Below are 16,510 nucleotides of genomic sequence, written 5' to 3' on the forward strand. Positions count from 1 at the left end.
CTCCTCATTTTAATATTTCTGCGACACGTAATTTTGCACTACGCGCTCTATTATTCTCATCTAAATCTGCTTCTGTAGCAGTGATGGGCTTGCGATTTACTCTTTTTAATTTAGGTGTATACTCTTCAGGAATAATTGGTAACCCTCGAGGTACGTCAGGTCCTTTCTCATATTCTTGGAACATCTGCTTACACAATCTATCTTCCAACGAATGGAAAGTAATTACTGAAATTCTACCTCCTACATTGACTAATTCAATTGCTTGTTCAATCGAATCTTCAAATGCAGATAATTCATCATTCACTGCAATACGAATCGCTTGAAATACACGTTTTGCAGGATGACCACCTTTTCTACGAGCTTTGGCTGGAATACCTTCTTTAATAATATCTACAAGCTCTAATGTTGTTTCAATCGGTTGTTGTTCACGATGTGCTTCAATACGTCTCGCTATTTGTTTTGAAAATTTCTCTTCACCATAACGATAAAAAATCTTAACAAGCGCTTCATAAGACCATTCATTCACGACCTCATAAGCACTTAACGCTTGTGTTTGATCCATACGCATATCGAGTTTAGCATCGTGATGATAACTAAATCCTCTTTCAGGGACATCTAATTGTGGACTTGAAACGCCCAAATCATAATAGATGCCATCTACTTTTTCAATGTTTAAGTTTTTTAAAATGTCAGTCAATTCTCTAAAATTACTATGTACAAACGTGACTTTGTGTAGATGATCTTTCAATACTTCTTTAGCATTCTCTAAAGCATTTGTATCTTGATCAATTGCAATTAACCTACCGTCATCGTTTAATTGATTTAATAAATAGAGTGCATGACCGGCACCACCAAGCGTACAGTCTACATATATGCCATCTTCTTTGATGTCTAAATAATCAATTGTCTCTTTTAGCATAACGCTTACATGATGAAACACGGTAAATTCCTCCATTAAAAATCAAAATCTATTAAATCTTCAGCAATATCTTCGAAACTTTCTTCAGATTCATCATAGAAATCATTCCATGTTTCTCGATCCCAAATCTCAATTCGATTGGAAACGCCTATTACTGTACATTCTTTAGTTAAATTAGCGTACTTCCTCAAATTCTGCGGAATATTAATACGCCCTTGTTTATCTAGCTCCACTTCGATTGCACCAGAGAAGAACATACGCATAAACTTACGTGCGTCTTTTTTTGTCATAGGTAAGGTTTTCATTTTCTCTTCAATCTGTTGCCATTCTTCAAGTGTGTAACCAAACAAACATTTATCAAGGCCTCGTGTGATAATAAATCGTTCACTTAAGTCGTATCTAAACTTTGCAGGAATAATCATACGACCTTTCGCATCTAGTTGATGCTCGTACTCTCCCATGAACATTATTATCACCTCACCTTATTTATAATTTACCACATCTCACCACTATCCTCCACTAATTATGTAAAATATCTTAAAATTCCTTTTTTCGACAAAAAAATGCCTATTTTATCACAGGGATAAAATAGGCATTTCTCTATAAAATCAAGGTTTTACAATGATTTGATTAAATGTATATTCAAGTGGTGGATAAGTGGAGGGACTGAACACATCTATCCCAAATTCATTCATAATTTGTAGTGGATTCCATATTCTTTCTTGTAATCCGCCCATTGGATGTAATACGTATTCAAGTTCTCTAAAATGTCTCATGCTAATATCATTTTCACGTTCAATGTTGAGTAAATAACGTTGAAGCAGATAATCATATTGAGCATTGTGAATTTCACTATTTTTTTCAACTAAATTAATATTATTCTGATTATCTTTTACTTCATCTAATAAATGTTGATATATTCTAGCATGATCTTCTTTAAGTTTTTCAACTTGTTGAATAAATGACTCGGACGCTTTTTCACGAACAAATTTTGTTCTATCCTCTTCTATGCCATTTTCAATCACTTGTTGCACATCTAACTGATATTGATTCAATAATTTATCAGTTCTTTGTGTCATATATGTCATTTTTAAACGAGGCATTACAATTGGCATCTCTATTTTTAATAACTTAAACACCTCATTGAGCTCAGCCCAGTATTTAATTTCACTTGGTCCCCCAATAAATGCTACCGTATTAAAGAGCCATTCCTCCATAACCGGTCTCGTCACTACATTATTTGAAAAACGGTGTGGTTCTGTGTCGACTAATTTCAATATTTCTTCTTTAGAATACTCTATTTCAGATTTACTTAATTTGAAATGATCTCCATCTTTAGATAATAACTGTCTCATATTATCTTCATGAAGGAAGAGATGCACATTCGTGTCCGTCTGTATCATTTGGTTCAAGCCAGATTGCGTCGTTTGCGCTTGTGTATTTCTAAATGCATGATCAATCTTTTCATGTTGTTCAATCATTTCTTTTAAAATAGGCTTCTCAAGTTCTCTTAATTCTTTATATTGTGCATCAATAAACAATACGCCATATTCTTTAAAAACTTCATTAAGTAAAGCTTTGAACATATCTGTCCAAGACTCATATTGTTCAATAATGTTTAAACAAAGTGAATAAAGCAACTTTGTATGCTCAGTTTCTTTTAATTCTTTGAAAAAGCTTTTTAACGCATCAACTAGTGCTTCTTTATCAGGCGAATAACGTGAAACATTAGATTCTGGTGGCGTCATTGTATGATATTTCACTTTGCGCAATTGAGCCTCTTTTGCATTGAAAACATATGTATGATTCACTTCATCGAAATCATGATCTTCTCCAGCAATCCAAAATACTGGCACCACTGTTTTATCATACGTTTGACTTAATTGATGACTTAAAGTTACTATCGAAAGAATTTTATGGAAGGTATACAACGGACCACCAAATAGTCCCGCCTGTTGACCGCCAATCACAACTTTAGCGCCGTCAGATAATGCTTTAAGATGTCGTTGTTGCGCCTCTGAAAGTTTAAGATCTTCCATATATGAAGCAATGATTTGACTTAATTGCTGTTCCCTGCCATTACTAGGCTGTTTCATACGCTCATCAAAACTTGCCTTCTCATTAGGGTTATATTGATAAAATTTTAATAATTGTTCATCGCTATTTTTCAATCTTGTAATAAACGAATCTTTTTCTTTAAAATATGTTACTTGACAGTCCATATCCATACTCCTTCAACATAGCTATTACTCATATAGTATAAAGATTATATCCTTATCTGACAATTTAACGGCTTAAATATTTAAAGTTTCTTTTATAATTTGTCTTACTATTTTAATAATTAATCCATAAATAAATGAAATTTACACAATATATACGTTATAATAGATAAAAAGAACAAAGGGGAGATTGAACATGAGCGAAGTTAAACATCTAGAAATTAATTATAAAACAGATGAACTATTCGAAGCATTTAGAGAGTTTGGCAACAAAGACTTATATATGGTTGAAGAGTTAAAAGGTCAAATGATCGATGCAAGTTCAGAATCACCATTTTATGGCATTTTTAATGGTGAAAATTTAGTCGCTCGCATGGCTTTATTAAAAAAAGGCGACGTAGAAGAAAGCTATTTCCCAGAATATGATGATTATTTATTATTATGGAAATTAGAAGTATTAGAGAATTATAAAAATCGTGGTTATGCGAAAGAATTAATTGATTTCGCTAAATCATTCAATACGCCAATAAAAGCTATTGCTCGTCAAGACTCTAAACAATTTTTTATTAATCACGAATTCGAAGATGTAAATGCTAAAAATCCAGAAGGCCATGATGTGCTAGTTTGGTCACCTGACAATAAATAGCAAATTAAACTCATTTAAATTATTTTTTATCTTGAAATGCTATCCTTTAGTTAAATTAGAGCGGATTAGAAGTTAAAACCATTCAATTTCTAATCCGCCCTTTTACTTACTCTTCTTTTTCCACAATTTCTACTAATTCACTTAAATTCTTGATTTCGTAATCTGGTTTAATATCAGAATCATTATTTTTATCTCTATAATTAAACCAACAAGTTGCTATACCAGCATTTTTTCCACCTAACACATCAGATGTTAAGGAATCTCCTACGATTAATGAATAATCTTTTTTATCTTTTCCAATACGTTCATATACATAATCAAAAAATTCAGGCATCGGTTTTTGGTAACCTGTTTCTTCCGAAATAAATACACCCGCAAATACATCTTTAAAATCTAATTGCGCAATTCGACGTTTCTGAGTATCAGTTACACCATTAGTCACTATATATAAATCGCATATTTGAGCTAAACGATCAATCGTTTCTAAAGCCAAGTCGAAATATTTCACTGGTGCTTTAGCTAACTCATCTCTAAATCTAATATCTGCTTCTTTTCCATCCACTTCTATGCCATAGTGACCAAAGTATTCGATAAAACGATGTGAAAGCACTTCTTCTTTAGTTAATTCATTTTTTTGAAAAGCTTCCCAATGCGCTTGATTAACTTTTTTAAAAAATTGAAAGTCTTTTTCTGTAGGATAATGATTGTAAAATTTCGCCATATTGTGAAACGCCTTATCTTCTGCATCATAAAAATCAACAAGCGTATCATCAAAGTCTAACAATATCGTATTATATTTCATATTTAACATCCTTAATCAATTTTGTATAAATAGAATTTTCTTTATAAGATATATTTTAACAAATTTTTGTAACAAACAAATAATACACACAAAAAAAGACCAGAGCGCTTGCCCTGGTCAATCATTAATATTCATCTATTAGAAACCGAAAATTTTACCTAGTGCACCTACACCGTTTTCTACGATGCCTACGATGCTTGTACCTAATTTAGCCCAGTCGTGTCCTTGACCTGCTTGTACTGCGTTTGCGATTGCTTCTGCTAATTTTTGCATTATAATCTCTCCATTCCATTATTTTTTGTTTTGAAAATTAAACTTTTATGAATGTTTAGTGCTTATTAGAAACCGAAGATTTTTCCTAGTGCGCCTACACCGTTTTCTACGATACCTACGATGCTTGTGCCTAATTTAGCCCAGTCGTGTCCTTGACCTGCTTGTACTGCGTTTGCGATTGCTTCTGCTAATTTTTGCATTATAATCTCTCCATTCCGTTATTTTTTATTTTTTGAAAACTAAGTTTTTATAAATGTTTAGTGCTTATTAGAAACCGAATAATTTTCCTAGTACACCTACACCATTTTCTACGATACCTACGATGTTTGTGCCTAATTTAGCCCAGTCATGTCCTTGACCTGCTTGTACTGTGTTTGCGATTGCTTCTGCTAATTTTTGCATTATAATCTCTCCATTCCATTATTTTATATATTTTGAAAACTAAGTTTTTATGAATGTTTAGTGCTTATTAGAAACCGAAGATTTTTCCTAAGAAACCTACACCGTTTTCTACGATACCTACGATGCTTGTACCTAATTTAGCCCAATCGTGTGCTTGACCTGCTTGTACTGCGCTTGAAATTGCTTCTACTAATTTTGACATGTGAATCGCTCCATTCTTTTTTTATTTATTAACTAATTTGATTGATGAACATTCAGTTTTCATTAGAAACCGAAGATTTTTCCTAAGAAACCTACACCGTTTTCTACGATACCTACAATGCTTGTACCTAATTTAGCCCAATCGTGTGCTTGACCTGCTTGTACTGCGTTTGAAATTGCTTCTACTAATTTTGACATGTGAATCGCTCCATTCGTTATTATTATTTTTTAACTAAGTGATTGATGAACATTCAGTTTTTATTAGAATCCGAATAATTTACCTAATACGCTTATGCCATTTTCTACGATACCTACGATGCTTGTACCTAATTTACTCCAGTCATGTCCTTGACCTGCTTGTACTGTGTTTGCGATTGCTTCTGCTAATTTTTGCATTATAATCTCTCCATTTCTTTAATTTATATTTTTTGAAAATATTTAGTGATATATGAATAGTAAGGTTAAATTAGAAACCTAAGTATTTACCTAAAATGCTTACGCCGTTTTCTACGATACCTACGATGTTTGTACCTAATTTTGTCCAATCATGATTGATTCCTGCGTCTACTGTACCTCTAATTGCGTCGAATAATTTTTCCATGTTAATGATCTCCTTTGTGTTCTATATAGTAATTTATTTATTAAAAACCTAAGTATTTGCTTAGTAAACCTACACCGTTTTCTACGATACCTACAATGCTTGTACCTAACTTGCTCCAGTCACTGTTAATGCCTGCTGTTACTGTATCTTTAATTGAGTTGAATAAACCTTCCATTTTATACACTCCTTAGAAAGTTGTTGGTAAATTTATAAAACGATTACTAGGTTGTTGCTTTGTTTTTGTTTAGCTATCGTTTTGATACTTATACTATAAAGGGTATGTACAACTTATGGCATATTTTTTCTTAACTTGAAACTTTCACATCAAAACTGTTTCTTTTGTGTTTCAAATTAGACAGTTAGGGATGCAAATATGTATGCTTAATACACACAAGTTAGAAAGCGCTTACAAATAACTATTATCTTTTTTGTCTTGAAATTATTATTTGTCGACTTAATAGGAAAGTTTGAGAATTAAAAACAAGAGAGAATATGCATATAGAAGGAATTTAAAATTAAAATTATGAGGTTCAACTATTTAAATAAACAAAAAACTCCACAACCATATAGGTTGCGGAGTTTTTTAGCGTCCTGGGAGGGATTTTTATAAATATAGAACTAGCTAGAAAAACGCTTATTTATCGCATTTATATCGAATTATCTTTCGAACAAAACTGAACTAAATAGAACTATTTTGACACGCGCTTGACACTTTCGACACAAAAATAACCGGGAATTTATCCCGGTTTTGTTTTATTCTAAAAAGTCTTTTACTTCCTGTAATGTATATTCAAATTGAGTAGGTTCTTCAATTTCTTCGCCAGTAAACTTACTATTTAAATCTTCATTTTTAATTAAGTCTAAAATGTAATCTGTATCTTTTAACCATTCTAGACTGACTTCATATAAGTAAAAACTACCGTGTTCGTTAGTGATTATTTCGATTGCTTTATCCTGTTTATTCATATCTACTACATAAGTTAATTCGTTCATTTTCATTCTCTCCATTTCAAATTGATATAAAAGTTCAGCATTTTTTAATGATAAATTATCCAATGATCGTGACTTCGTTCTTATTCTATATATAGTGCTTTGCGTCACACCTGTTTGTTTTGCTATATGCAAACTACTTAATTCACTATCTAATAGATTTTGTATTATCTCTCTCATTTGAATACCACCCATAATATAGAAATTATTATTGCCCACGCTATTAAACCAGTTACAAATTCTTTTTTTGTAGATTTTCTAATATTTATTTTCATATATTTAAAATGAGGATTGTGTTATATTTTATATTGAAGAGGGGCGAACCCCCTCAATCATTTAGTACTCAAAAGCTAGTTCAATTTGTATAACTGCCAAATTTATTTTAATTGAACACTTGAAGCTTTTGGGTGCTTTTATTTTTATCCTCATTTCCTTACCTCCTAAATATATTATACTATGCATTATGGCATAACACAATACTTTTTATGCATTTTGTCATAATTATTTTTAGGCACAAAAAAATAACCGTACCTATTAAGATACGGTTACTAGACGTCTATCAAATGAGTGGTCAGTTACTTACTGCTAAATGCAAGCAAGGCCTCCACTAAATCGGAATGGTTACCGAGAATGATTAAATTATAGCATAAAAAATAGGGACAAGCACTAAACTTGCCCCAATGAATAAAATGAAAATCGGTTTTTTATTATAACATATCTAACTGATTACTCCCCATAATTTACCTACACTATCTGTTTCTCTGTTCCATGTTCTAACGGGTAAATAAATACGTTTGCCATTATATGCAGTGTAACCTACCCAGATATAACCGTCTTGTTTCATCACTTCATCATATATGATTGTTTGATCTACTCTTAAAACGCCAGCTTGAGGCAGATTTGTAAATGGTCCAACGTAACGAGTGATGATATTAGCATTTGCAGTAAATGTAGCATATTCTTCTTTATATAACGTTCCGTGTGGGTTTTCCATATAACCATTAGCGTCTTTACGTGTAGCTGGAGTAGAAGCACTACCTGGTTTGCTTACAACCACTTTAGAAGTTGGTTTCTTACCATTCATATATGCTCTAATTTGCTTAATAAAGTAGTCTTTAAGTTTTAGTCGTGCATGTTCAGTAATTGAGTGATACAAAGGGTCTAAACCAGTATGAAGCACCATACTTCTATGAGGACAACTTGTTTGACTAAATTCATTATGCAAACGCACAGTATTTCTGTTTGCTGGCAAGCCCCACTTTTTAAGTTTCTCTGCTGCAAATTGGAAACCAGCTTGTTCATTCTCTAAAAATTCTTTATCACTCGCACGTAATGATTGATCTATTTCGATACCGTAAAAGTCATGATTACCACTTCCAGGACGAGTGCCATCTGCTACATGCCATGCAATACGACTTTCATCTATTGCCTCCCAAATGCCTGTTCTATCAACATAAGCATGAGCGATACCACGAGCTAAACGGTCATAGTTAGCATTAACTAAGTTGTTGTAATATTGTTTATAATTCATGCCTCCTGCGTCGTTGTGTAAAACTACACCTTTAGGGTTATATCCTCGCTTGTCCATACTATAACCAGTGATGTGTTTAGTGATTTTAGGTAATTCTTTTTTAGTAGATGCTTTTTTAATCTTTTGTTTAGGTGCTTGTTGTTTGCTTGATGAAACAATTTTATTTTCTTTAGCTACTGGTGGAACAATAAAATGAGTTAAACCATAATAATTATCCCAACGTAAGCTAGGTTTTTTGTTAGCCCAGCCATTCCAATTTTGCTCTAAAATTTGAAAACGACTTGTATTACCACCATCATAAACAATACCGATATGACCGTACTCCCAATAAGTTCCATCAGTAAAAACAGCTATCCAACCTTTTCTAGGAACTGTTGAAGGTCTGTTTAAAACAATTTTCCATCCTTCTGGCAACTTATTCTTTTTAGGGTTGATTGCATCTTTTGCGTCCCCTCTAATTCTAAACTCATTATCAGTAAGCCACAAAATATAGTCGATTGTTTCATCAACACATTGAGCATGGAAACTTTTGTCTACATCGATACATCCTGGTTCCATTGGGTAGAAACGGTTATCGTAACTCGTCCAAACTTTAACTCTATATGGACTATCAACTGTGCCTTTTCTATAAGCGTCTAACCGTTTATTAATCTCTGCTTGTGTTTTCATCACTATCAACCTCCACTAGTGCTTTATCTGATGAGTTATCTTGTTCTTCTTCTGACACATCATCAAGCGAGCCTCCACCTGTTGAATAATCTGGAGTGACTTCATCTGTATCATCTGTGAAATCTTCTGATGTATCGTATTCTTTAGGTGTGAGTGCATTAGGTACAACTGTCCCTTTTTCACTATTTTTAAATTCTACTGGATGCGTATCCTGATTACGTGGTTTGTTTAATTCTAAATCAATGCCAGCATCAGATAAGCCTTTTGTGTTAGGGTTAGTAATTAAACCTAAACCAGCTAAGATTAATAAGATTGTGGCAATAACATCACTTATCTGTGCAAGTTGTTGAGATAAATCAACTCCAAACATCTCGGTTACTTGTTTTATAAGTAAAAGTAATAAACTAATTAAACCTGATAAAGTAGTACCATTTTTAAATCTATTCTTCCAATTTATTTTCATCTTCCCACTCCTTATTCAAAATAAAAAGCCGACCTAAAAAGGTCAGCTAAAAATTTATAATCTTAACAATCTATCGTAAACTACGTTAGAGATAGCAAAACCACCATTTTCATTTGGATGTACACCATCTTTATACATTAAGCCATTCGAATTTGTTGTGTTAAAATCGCCTAAATTTCTATATAAACTCACGTGTGCTATGTTTAATTCTTTAGCTAAATCTAATTGTGCATTACTATAATCTTCCATAGTGTGAAGTTTATTACCATCGTATTGGTTACCACTTGGCGCAACTAAAAAGATACTTGCTAAAGGCTTGGCAGTTTTAATACGCGAGATGATTTCTTTCAAATCTTTTTTGTAATCTTCAATAGGTACATTAGCTGACATATCATTTGTACCTAACAAAATACCAAATGTATTTGCACGACAACGTTTAATTTGCTTAATATAGTTATCTCTATCTGTCGCTGTCATGTGGCTACCTTTTAAACCACCATTACCGATTTTATGAATAACAATGCCTCTTTTACCTTTATATGCATATGATCCTATAAATGTAACTTTACCATTTACAATCTCAATATTAATTGTATGTTTGCCTAAAGTCATATTGATTGGCGTAACTTCTTGTTTTGATGCGTCTACAGTTTTCCATTCGCCACCATCAATATTATAGCGCCATGTACCATTGTTTAATGTGTGTACTTCGTAGAAGTCTAATTCTTCATAAAATTGAACTTTAATACTATCACCTGCAGTTGAACTTTCCACCATAGCCGTGTCTAAACCTTTTGCTTGTGGTCCAATATCCATATGCGCATCATATTCCGTCCAGTTACCGTTTAAAGTTACATTTACTAAGCCGTTACCTAAATGATTATTGGCAAGTCCAATAAAACCAATACCACCATCTTCATAAGTTTTTAGTAAACGATCTTTTAAAGGCACAGTCAAACGATCTCCAGCTCTAAATTCGCCCCCTTGTACCCAACTGTCTCCAATAATTGCGATTTCTGCTTTTTCTTCGACTTTTTTGTTGAGTTGTTTACTAAAATCAGATGTATATGTTTTTAAGAACTGTTTACCATAACTGTCCGATGTTTCGTTACTGAATCCATCTATTGCTCTAGCTGTATCACTGCCGCCTTCTAAATATCTTTTTGGTATATAGAGAGCATAAGGTACATAACTTGAAGGAAGTTCTTCGCCAGCGACTAGCATATCCTTGTTAATATCACTTGTTTTACCAGCATATCTAATATAAGTAGCGTTGTTAGGTACCACTATTGTTTGAATTGCATCCGCTTTATTTGAAATATAATTTTTATTTTTATCGTAGAAAGCATACAAGTTTTGGTTATTTGTTTTTGTAATTTTTGATATACCTTCAATATTTATGAAGTCACTTGCATAGTAAGCTGAATTAGTAAATAGAACACCGGTAGTAGGTTGGATATAATTTCCGATTGTTGCAGAATTTTTATCAAATAAATTAATTGATTTATTAACAAATTTTAATTTGTCTAAAGTGATTGTTCCGTTAACTAATTTATCATTATCGACTGATTCATTTTTTATATCCGTTTTTAAATAGTCAATGCGTCTATAATAATCCTCAAACGTTGTAGATTGATTTCCAAGTTCGATTTGATATTTTTGGATAGCAGTTGGTGTTGTAGGAGATGTTCTTAGGTAATAAGCGTTAGCAGGTGTTATGAATGTTCTAGGTTTTGAATTACTATCCCTACTCATACCGCTTATAAACTTTTTATTAATATCATAAAATGCTACAACCTCTGGGATATTTTGAGTGTACTGTGTACCGGGAGAGATTGGCTCAAATTGGCTTGTAGCGAAAGATTGAGAGTCACTTACTTTACCTGTCGTATAACTGACAACTTTATTTTGGATTGCTTCTTGCAATCTGAAAATGTTTTTTCCCGTTTTGATAAAAGCGGTATTTTCAGGTAACAATGTATTTCTAGCGACTTTAACACCTGTAATACTATTATCTGCGATTTTAAAATCAGCTAAACCTTGATTAGTGATATTCTTCATCAATTCATCTTTTTCTTCACGAGTTAAATCTTCAAAACGCAGATTAAAGTCTTTATTATTGTCTTTTAAAAATGATTTAATTTCTCTATTTAATTGCTCTCTATAATCTTCACTTAATAATTCCATTAATTGACCACTCATAACGTTTTTAACAATATCGTCTAAACGATCACCTGTAATTTCTTTGCCTAATCGTCGTGCTACTCCATCTTCTTCAATATAAAAATAGAAATTAGCGACTTCTACGCTTTCACTTTTGTTTTCTAAATAGATGTAAACGTCCATTTTACCAGCATGACGAATAACATAGTCGCTAACAATATATTGAATAACACCATTTTCAGGTATAACGATATCAATTGGCTCATTAGAAAATACAGAACCGTCTGCTGCAACAATATCAATTCTAGGTGTCATATCAGTTGTATACAAATTAACGGAATCATATACCTTTTCATTGCCATAATTCACTTCACGTTTTAAATAAACCTTGAACGCAGCGCTACCTTTATCCATTGTATATAGTGTCACATCTATGTTACCTAGATTGACACCACGTTCATTAATATTTGTTTCAATTTCTTTCGTTTTATAAATATCTGCCATTTTGACACCTCTTTCATAAAATTAGGACTATATGCTGTCAGCACATAGTCCTGTAAATTAAGATTTATATCTATCTCGTATGAAGTATTTGCCTTTCATACCGATTTGTGAATACAAGTTATAAATAGTGTTCGCTTGATGCTTACACCAGTTAATATCCGTTGCATATTGATGGTTACCCGGCGACTGAGGATTCCAACGCATTCTATATAATGTTTGTTGACCGTTATTGATATATCCTTTTCTGACAAACTTAGCACCACCAACAATACCTTTGTAAGGTGTCGTCCAACCTTCTGCTCTTGCATAATCAATCGCTTTGTTTGGCGCCCAATCAACCGCGTTTATACCAAAGTAGTTGTAAATTCCGTATCGTCCACTTGCAAAATTTGATGTACCATAGCCACTTTCTAAAAACGCATGAGCTATTAAATAAATCTCATTAATATTGTATTTCTTACAACCATCTGCAAAAGCTTGTCCTTGTCCAGATAATGAACCTTTACCTTTCAATATTTGATTTAACTTACTAATCGGAATACCTTGATACTTACCAAGATTCAACATTTGATAACGCGTTTTACTATTGTTCCATATCGTTGCATTATTCATAGCTGATGATGTAGCGCTACGACTTGCGTTATACCAACCACTACCATAGTTAACTTGTGGTGCCTTAGCCATTTGGATATTCAGCGCATTATTGTAGGTATATTTACTATAAACAACTGTAACAGTAGACGCTTTTTTCTTGGCTGATTTTGTAGTTTTTGGTTTAGTCGTTGATGTATTTGTAGATGTTTTATTATCACTACTTGAAGTAGTTTCATCATCTTTTGGCACTTCAACTTTAATCTTACGTTTAGTTATTTTATCTGATGGAATATCATTGAGTAATTTTTCTCTATTTTGATATAGATTGATTAATGCCTCTATTGTCTTATCTTCAACTTTTTTACTCGGCTGACCTTTAGTTACTGTGTCCCAAGCGCCATGTTCTAAAATAGTGCGCCAATATTCACTTTCAATTATGAACGATGATTTTTTCATAGGGATACTGTGGAATTTCATTCGGCCAACTAGATATATCATTGCGTGTATTTCATTTAGAATAAAATCACTTTGACTGTCTGAATAATCGCCACAGACTTCAATTACTAAGCTATCTGGTGCGCTAGGAACTTCTATTTGTTCATATCTAGGTTGCCAAATGTAATTTCTATCAATGTAGTAATGTGGCAACTCTGCATTTCGAATATATTTTCTTCTTGTTGTGTATAAATCAAGCACACTACACATTGTTCCAGCGTCACGTATCAACACTTTTTTAGGGGAACGACCTCTGTCTTTACCTTTTGCTATTCTGTGAGGAATAAACGTAGGATAGTTCGTTTCTATATCATCGATAGTAAATTTAATTTCTTTTACATTTTTTAGTATAGTTTTTACTTCTTTAGCTTCTTCCGCCTCAGTAGGTTTAGGAGTTGGTTTGCTAGGTGTTGTACTCGTATCTTTAGGCGGTGTACTAGGTTTCGGCTTCGGCTTAGGTTTTGGTTCTGCCTTATAAGGTGGTCGGACAAAGTACCTAACGCCACCCGGACCATCAGAATAGCTGTGCTTAACCAATAATGCTCTACTACCATACGCAGCACTAACCGGATTCCAGTTTTGGTCTACTGCTGTAAAATAAGTAGTTGTTGAAGGCCCAACAACAACATTAGTATGTCCGTATATTCCGCCTGTATATACTGCAATGTCACCCGGCTTAGGAACAAAACTAGGAGTATTAGCATATATTTTAAAACCAGAAGGGTATTGATTCCTATAAGCCATCGCATTAGCATTACCCCACGTTCTAAAGCCCCAATATCTATTGAAAATATAGTTAGGTAAATCCCAACATTGATAACCAAACATACCATCAACATTTACACCTTTACGGTTTCTCGCTAACCACTTTGCCCAACTTGCTACTTGTGATGCAGTCGGCTTACCACTTGAAGGTAAAATTGCCATTTATCCACCTTCTTTTTTGTATAATAAAAAGCCGACACAAATGTGCCGACTTAAAAGAAATACTGTGCTAGTCCAAAGGCACCGACTATGATTGTTCCAGCAGTGCCTATGAGAGCCACAGTAATCTGTACACTATTCTTCTGTTTTTCTGAGATTGTACCTTCTAATTTCTCGATTTCGTCTTCATGATTTTTGACGACAAACTTAATTTCTTTGATTGCGTCCCATTGTTTACTGTTAGTATCGTTTAATTGCTTTATATGCTCATTTGTATCTTTTTGCACTTCAAAAGATTGTCTTTGATAAACGTTACCCTCGACAATTTTTTCTTTTAACTCGTTGATGTGTCTTAAATTTTCGTCATCACCATCTTTGATTTTTCCTAGAATATCTTCTCTTGAGATGCGCCATTCTTTATATGTGACGTATCTATCTTCTGCCATAGATATCAGCACCTCCGATAAAACCAATCACAAAACAGATAGCTGATAAGATACTAAATTGAATAGTAGATAACCAATTGATAGCGTTGTAAATACTTGCTGATGTCATTAAAAAGTAGAGTATCGAACAACTAAACCCTCCAACTACTAACAAGTAATTACAGATATTATTCGTACTTTGTCTAGGTAGAAAGAAAGCTGCAATCATTAAGACTAGGCTAGCCCCCATAATAATAAGCCCCCAAATCCATATAGGCATGATATGGTGCAAAGCGATATAAAATTCACTATCGCCTAAAACGGTTCCTTGCTCTTTTGTGAAAAAGAAACCTCTCGCAAAAGTAAAAGCACCTAACCCTAACAAAAGAATAAAATTGATAACTTCATTAAAATTATATTTCAATAACCACACCTTCTTTATTAAGTTGTTTCTGTACTATCTATCGAAGTGTCTACATCACTTTCTTCATCGTTGCTATCATTAGTACCAATCTCTACTTCGCTACCGATATTGAGCCAATCAGTCCAATTATTGCCTACTTGATCTAATTTTGAACGAAGGTAAATAGCGTTTGTTTCGTTAGGTGAGTAAATAACTTTTGTGTAATTACCATAAGCTAAGATTTGTAACATGCCTTCTGTGTCATTACCATCAGGCGTATGGAGTGGACCAACTGCATAAAAATATCCAGAAGTATCAACAAAGTCCATTGTAGATAAATCTGGATTAAGTATTTCTCTCACTTGACCGTCATCTTCAAATAACGGTTTATTTTGATTTAACTCGCTAATTCTATTTGTGACTGCTTGATTGATTAGTTCATTAAAATTATCTGGTAAGTTCGACGGTGTTACTTCACCTTTATCTGCTTTATTGTTTAAAGCGTTGTTAAAATCAACCGTAGTTACATAATTAGAAAGTGTAGTGTCTAAATCTGGTTTAGTTACTGCACCAGCTGTTTCATCACTTAAATTTTTTCGAATAGTATCGGCTTCATCACGCATATTTTGAATTGCTGAATTAATGTCTTTTTGTGCAGAATCAACCAAATTATTCGTTCTTCTTTCAGTATCAGTTACAATTTTTTCTAAATCTTGCTTTTGTTCACTGATAAATGAGTTAAAACTCAATTGAATACTTTCAACGTTTTCAATACCAGCAGACGCAGCAATCAATCTCTTTTCAGCTTCTTCAATTAAATCATCGATTTGACGAATATATCTTACTTTAATATCTGCACCAATTTTATTAATCAATGCATCTTTAACATAAAACCTAAACTCATTAAGAATAACAGTATCTGGTCTACCAACTGCTTTAACTCTTACTTGACCGTTAACCCACGTATCAGTAGAAGCCTTTAAAAAGTCTCTATCAATAACAAATCGAACGATACCATTTAGCGAATCAATGTATTCTACTTTAGTCAAAGAAGTGTGTGAACCATTTTCTGACTCTACATATAAATCAATATCACTATTTAAACTGCTAACTTGTAAAGGGTACTTATCTTTTTTGACTTGAAAAGTGAGGATAGCAGTATTGACATCTAAGTTGTAAAAAACAATTTGTTCATCGCTTAATGGTTTTAAATAAGGTGTGTCACTTGCTATCAATTTAGCGTTTTTATAAATACCATCTTTATCCATTAAACCCATATCTTACCC

At 33.1% G+C, this 16,510-nt stretch carries 20 protein-coding genes and 1 pseudogene; 1 reads left to right on the top strand and 20 read right to left on the bottom strand.

The window, feature by feature from the left end; genetic code table 11:
- Positions 1-4: 4 nt before the first annotated feature.
- The 3 genes from rsmH to bshC all read right to left on the bottom strand — a co-directional run bounded on the left by rsmH (position 5) and on the right by bshC (position 3,141).
- Positions 5-940 (bottom strand): 16S rRNA (cytosine(1402)-N(4))-methyltransferase RsmH, encoded by a 936-nt coding sequence (rsmH, locus tag LIX58_RS00075; protein ID WP_154837843.1) that lies wholly within the window; start codon positions 938-940, stop codon positions 5-7.
- A 14-nt stretch (positions 941-954) separates the two neighbouring features.
- On the bottom strand, positions 955-1,386 hold the full coding sequence (mraZ, locus tag LIX58_RS00080; protein WP_103298734.1) for a division/cell wall cluster transcriptional repressor MraZ: 432 nt from the start codon (positions 1,384-1,386) through the stop codon (positions 955-957).
- A gap of 141 nt (positions 1,387-1,527) precedes the next feature.
- Positions 1,528-3,141, bottom strand: coding sequence for a bacillithiol biosynthesis cysteine-adding enzyme BshC (gene bshC, locus LIX58_RS00085; RefSeq protein ID WP_154837845.1), 1,614 nt, complete (start codon positions 3,139-3,141; stop codon positions 1,528-1,530).
- Between the two features lie 193 nt (positions 3,142-3,334).
- Here bshC and LIX58_RS00090 point away from each other — a divergent pair, with 193 nt between their 5' ends.
- Positions 3,335-3,784 carry an N-acetyltransferase gene (locus tag LIX58_RS00090; protein WP_126566455.1) on the top strand — a complete coding sequence of 150 codons (450 nt, stop codon included), beginning with the start codon at positions 3,335-3,337 and terminating at the stop codon, positions 3,782-3,784.
- Between the two features lie 106 nt (positions 3,785-3,890).
- Here the strand turns inward: LIX58_RS00090 and LIX58_RS00095 are convergent, their stop codons facing one another.
- The 17 genes and pseudogenes from LIX58_RS00095 to LIX58_RS00175 all read right to left on the bottom strand — a co-directional run bounded on the left by LIX58_RS00095 (position 3,891) and on the right by LIX58_RS00175 (position 16,501).
- Positions 3,891-4,586, bottom strand: a complete 696-nt coding sequence (locus LIX58_RS00095; protein ID WP_154837849.1) for a YjjG family noncanonical pyrimidine nucleotidase — start codon at positions 4,584-4,586, stop codon at positions 3,891-3,893.
- Positions 4,587-4,724: 138 nt separating this feature from the next.
- Positions 4,725-4,859, bottom strand: a complete 135-nt coding sequence (locus tag LIX58_RS00100) for a beta-class phenol-soluble modulin (protein ID WP_103330025.1) — start codon at positions 4,857-4,859, stop codon at positions 4,725-4,727.
- 65 nt (positions 4,860-4,924) lie between these two features.
- On the bottom strand, positions 4,925-5,059 hold the full coding sequence (locus LIX58_RS00105) for a beta-class phenol-soluble modulin (protein ID WP_103330025.1): 135 nt from the start codon (positions 5,057-5,059) through the stop codon (positions 4,925-4,927).
- 67 nt (positions 5,060-5,126) lie between these two features.
- Positions 5,127-5,261 (bottom strand): beta-class phenol-soluble modulin, encoded by a 135-nt coding sequence (locus tag LIX58_RS00110; RefSeq protein ID WP_126566450.1) that lies wholly within the window; start codon positions 5,259-5,261, stop codon positions 5,127-5,129.
- Positions 5,262-5,328: 67 nt separating this feature from the next.
- Entirely contained in the window at positions 5,329-5,463 is a 135-nt protein-coding gene (locus LIX58_RS00115) for a beta-class phenol-soluble modulin (RefSeq protein WP_135789018.1), read from the bottom strand.
- Between the two features lie 62 nt (positions 5,464-5,525).
- The gene (locus tag LIX58_RS00120) at positions 5,526-5,660 is read right to left on the bottom strand and encodes a beta-class phenol-soluble modulin (protein WP_126565415.1); all 135 of its coding nucleotides are present in this window, start codon (positions 5,658-5,660) and stop codon (positions 5,526-5,528) included.
- Between the two features lie 63 nt (positions 5,661-5,723).
- On the bottom strand, positions 5,724-5,858 hold the full coding sequence (locus tag LIX58_RS00125) for a beta-class phenol-soluble modulin (RefSeq protein ID WP_154837853.1): 135 nt from the start codon (positions 5,856-5,858) through the stop codon (positions 5,724-5,726).
- 70 nt (positions 5,859-5,928) lie between these two features.
- Positions 5,929-6,063, bottom strand: coding sequence for a beta-class phenol-soluble modulin (locus LIX58_RS00130; RefSeq protein ID WP_126565413.1), 135 nt, complete (start codon positions 6,061-6,063; stop codon positions 5,929-5,931).
- A gap of 40 nt (positions 6,064-6,103) precedes the next feature.
- Positions 6,104-6,238 (bottom strand): beta-class phenol-soluble modulin, encoded by a 135-nt coding sequence (locus tag LIX58_RS00135; RefSeq protein WP_103297428.1) that lies wholly within the window; start codon positions 6,236-6,238, stop codon positions 6,104-6,106.
- A gap of 836 nt (positions 6,239-7,074) precedes the next feature.
- A pseudogene (locus LIX58_RS00140) lies at positions 7,075-7,233 on the bottom strand (DNA-binding protein); the annotation flags it as partial.
- Between the two features lie 538 nt (positions 7,234-7,771).
- Entirely contained in the window at positions 7,772-9,253 is a 1,482-nt protein-coding gene (locus tag LIX58_RS00145; RefSeq protein WP_226385953.1) for an SH3 domain-containing protein, read from the bottom strand.
- Positions 9,231-9,716 carry a phage holin gene (locus LIX58_RS00150; protein ID WP_226385954.1) on the bottom strand — a complete coding sequence of 162 codons (486 nt, stop codon included), beginning with the start codon at positions 9,714-9,716 and terminating at the stop codon, positions 9,231-9,233. The genes LIX58_RS00145 and LIX58_RS00150 overlap by 23 nt, the downstream gene beginning before the upstream one ends.
- 54 nt (positions 9,717-9,770) lie before the next feature.
- Positions 9,771-12,383, bottom strand: a complete 2,613-nt coding sequence (locus LIX58_RS00155) for an SGNH/GDSL hydrolase family protein (RefSeq protein ID WP_226385955.1) — start codon at positions 12,381-12,383, stop codon at positions 9,771-9,773.
- Between the two features lie 57 nt (positions 12,384-12,440).
- Positions 12,441-14,399, bottom strand: coding sequence for a glucosaminidase domain-containing protein (locus LIX58_RS00160; RefSeq protein WP_226385956.1), 1,959 nt, complete (start codon positions 14,397-14,399; stop codon positions 12,441-12,443).
- Between the two features lie 50 nt (positions 14,400-14,449).
- Positions 14,450-14,842, bottom strand: a complete 393-nt coding sequence (locus tag LIX58_RS00165; protein ID WP_154837977.1) for a hypothetical protein — start codon at positions 14,840-14,842, stop codon at positions 14,450-14,452.
- Entirely contained in the window at positions 14,829-15,245 is a 417-nt protein-coding gene (locus tag LIX58_RS00170; protein WP_154837979.1) for a hypothetical protein, read from the bottom strand. The genes LIX58_RS00165 and LIX58_RS00170 overlap by 14 nt, the downstream gene beginning before the upstream one ends.
- Positions 15,246-15,262: 17 nt before the next feature.
- Entirely contained in the window at positions 15,263-16,501 is a 1,239-nt protein-coding gene (locus LIX58_RS00175) for a BppU family phage baseplate upper protein (protein WP_226385957.1), read from the bottom strand.
- Positions 16,502-16,510 lie beyond the last annotated feature (9 nt).

The sequence above is a fragment of the Staphylococcus sp. Marseille-Q1834 genome (genome assembly GCF_916858875.1).
GTDB lineage: Bacteria > Bacillota > Bacilli > Staphylococcales > Staphylococcaceae > Staphylococcus > Staphylococcus pragensis.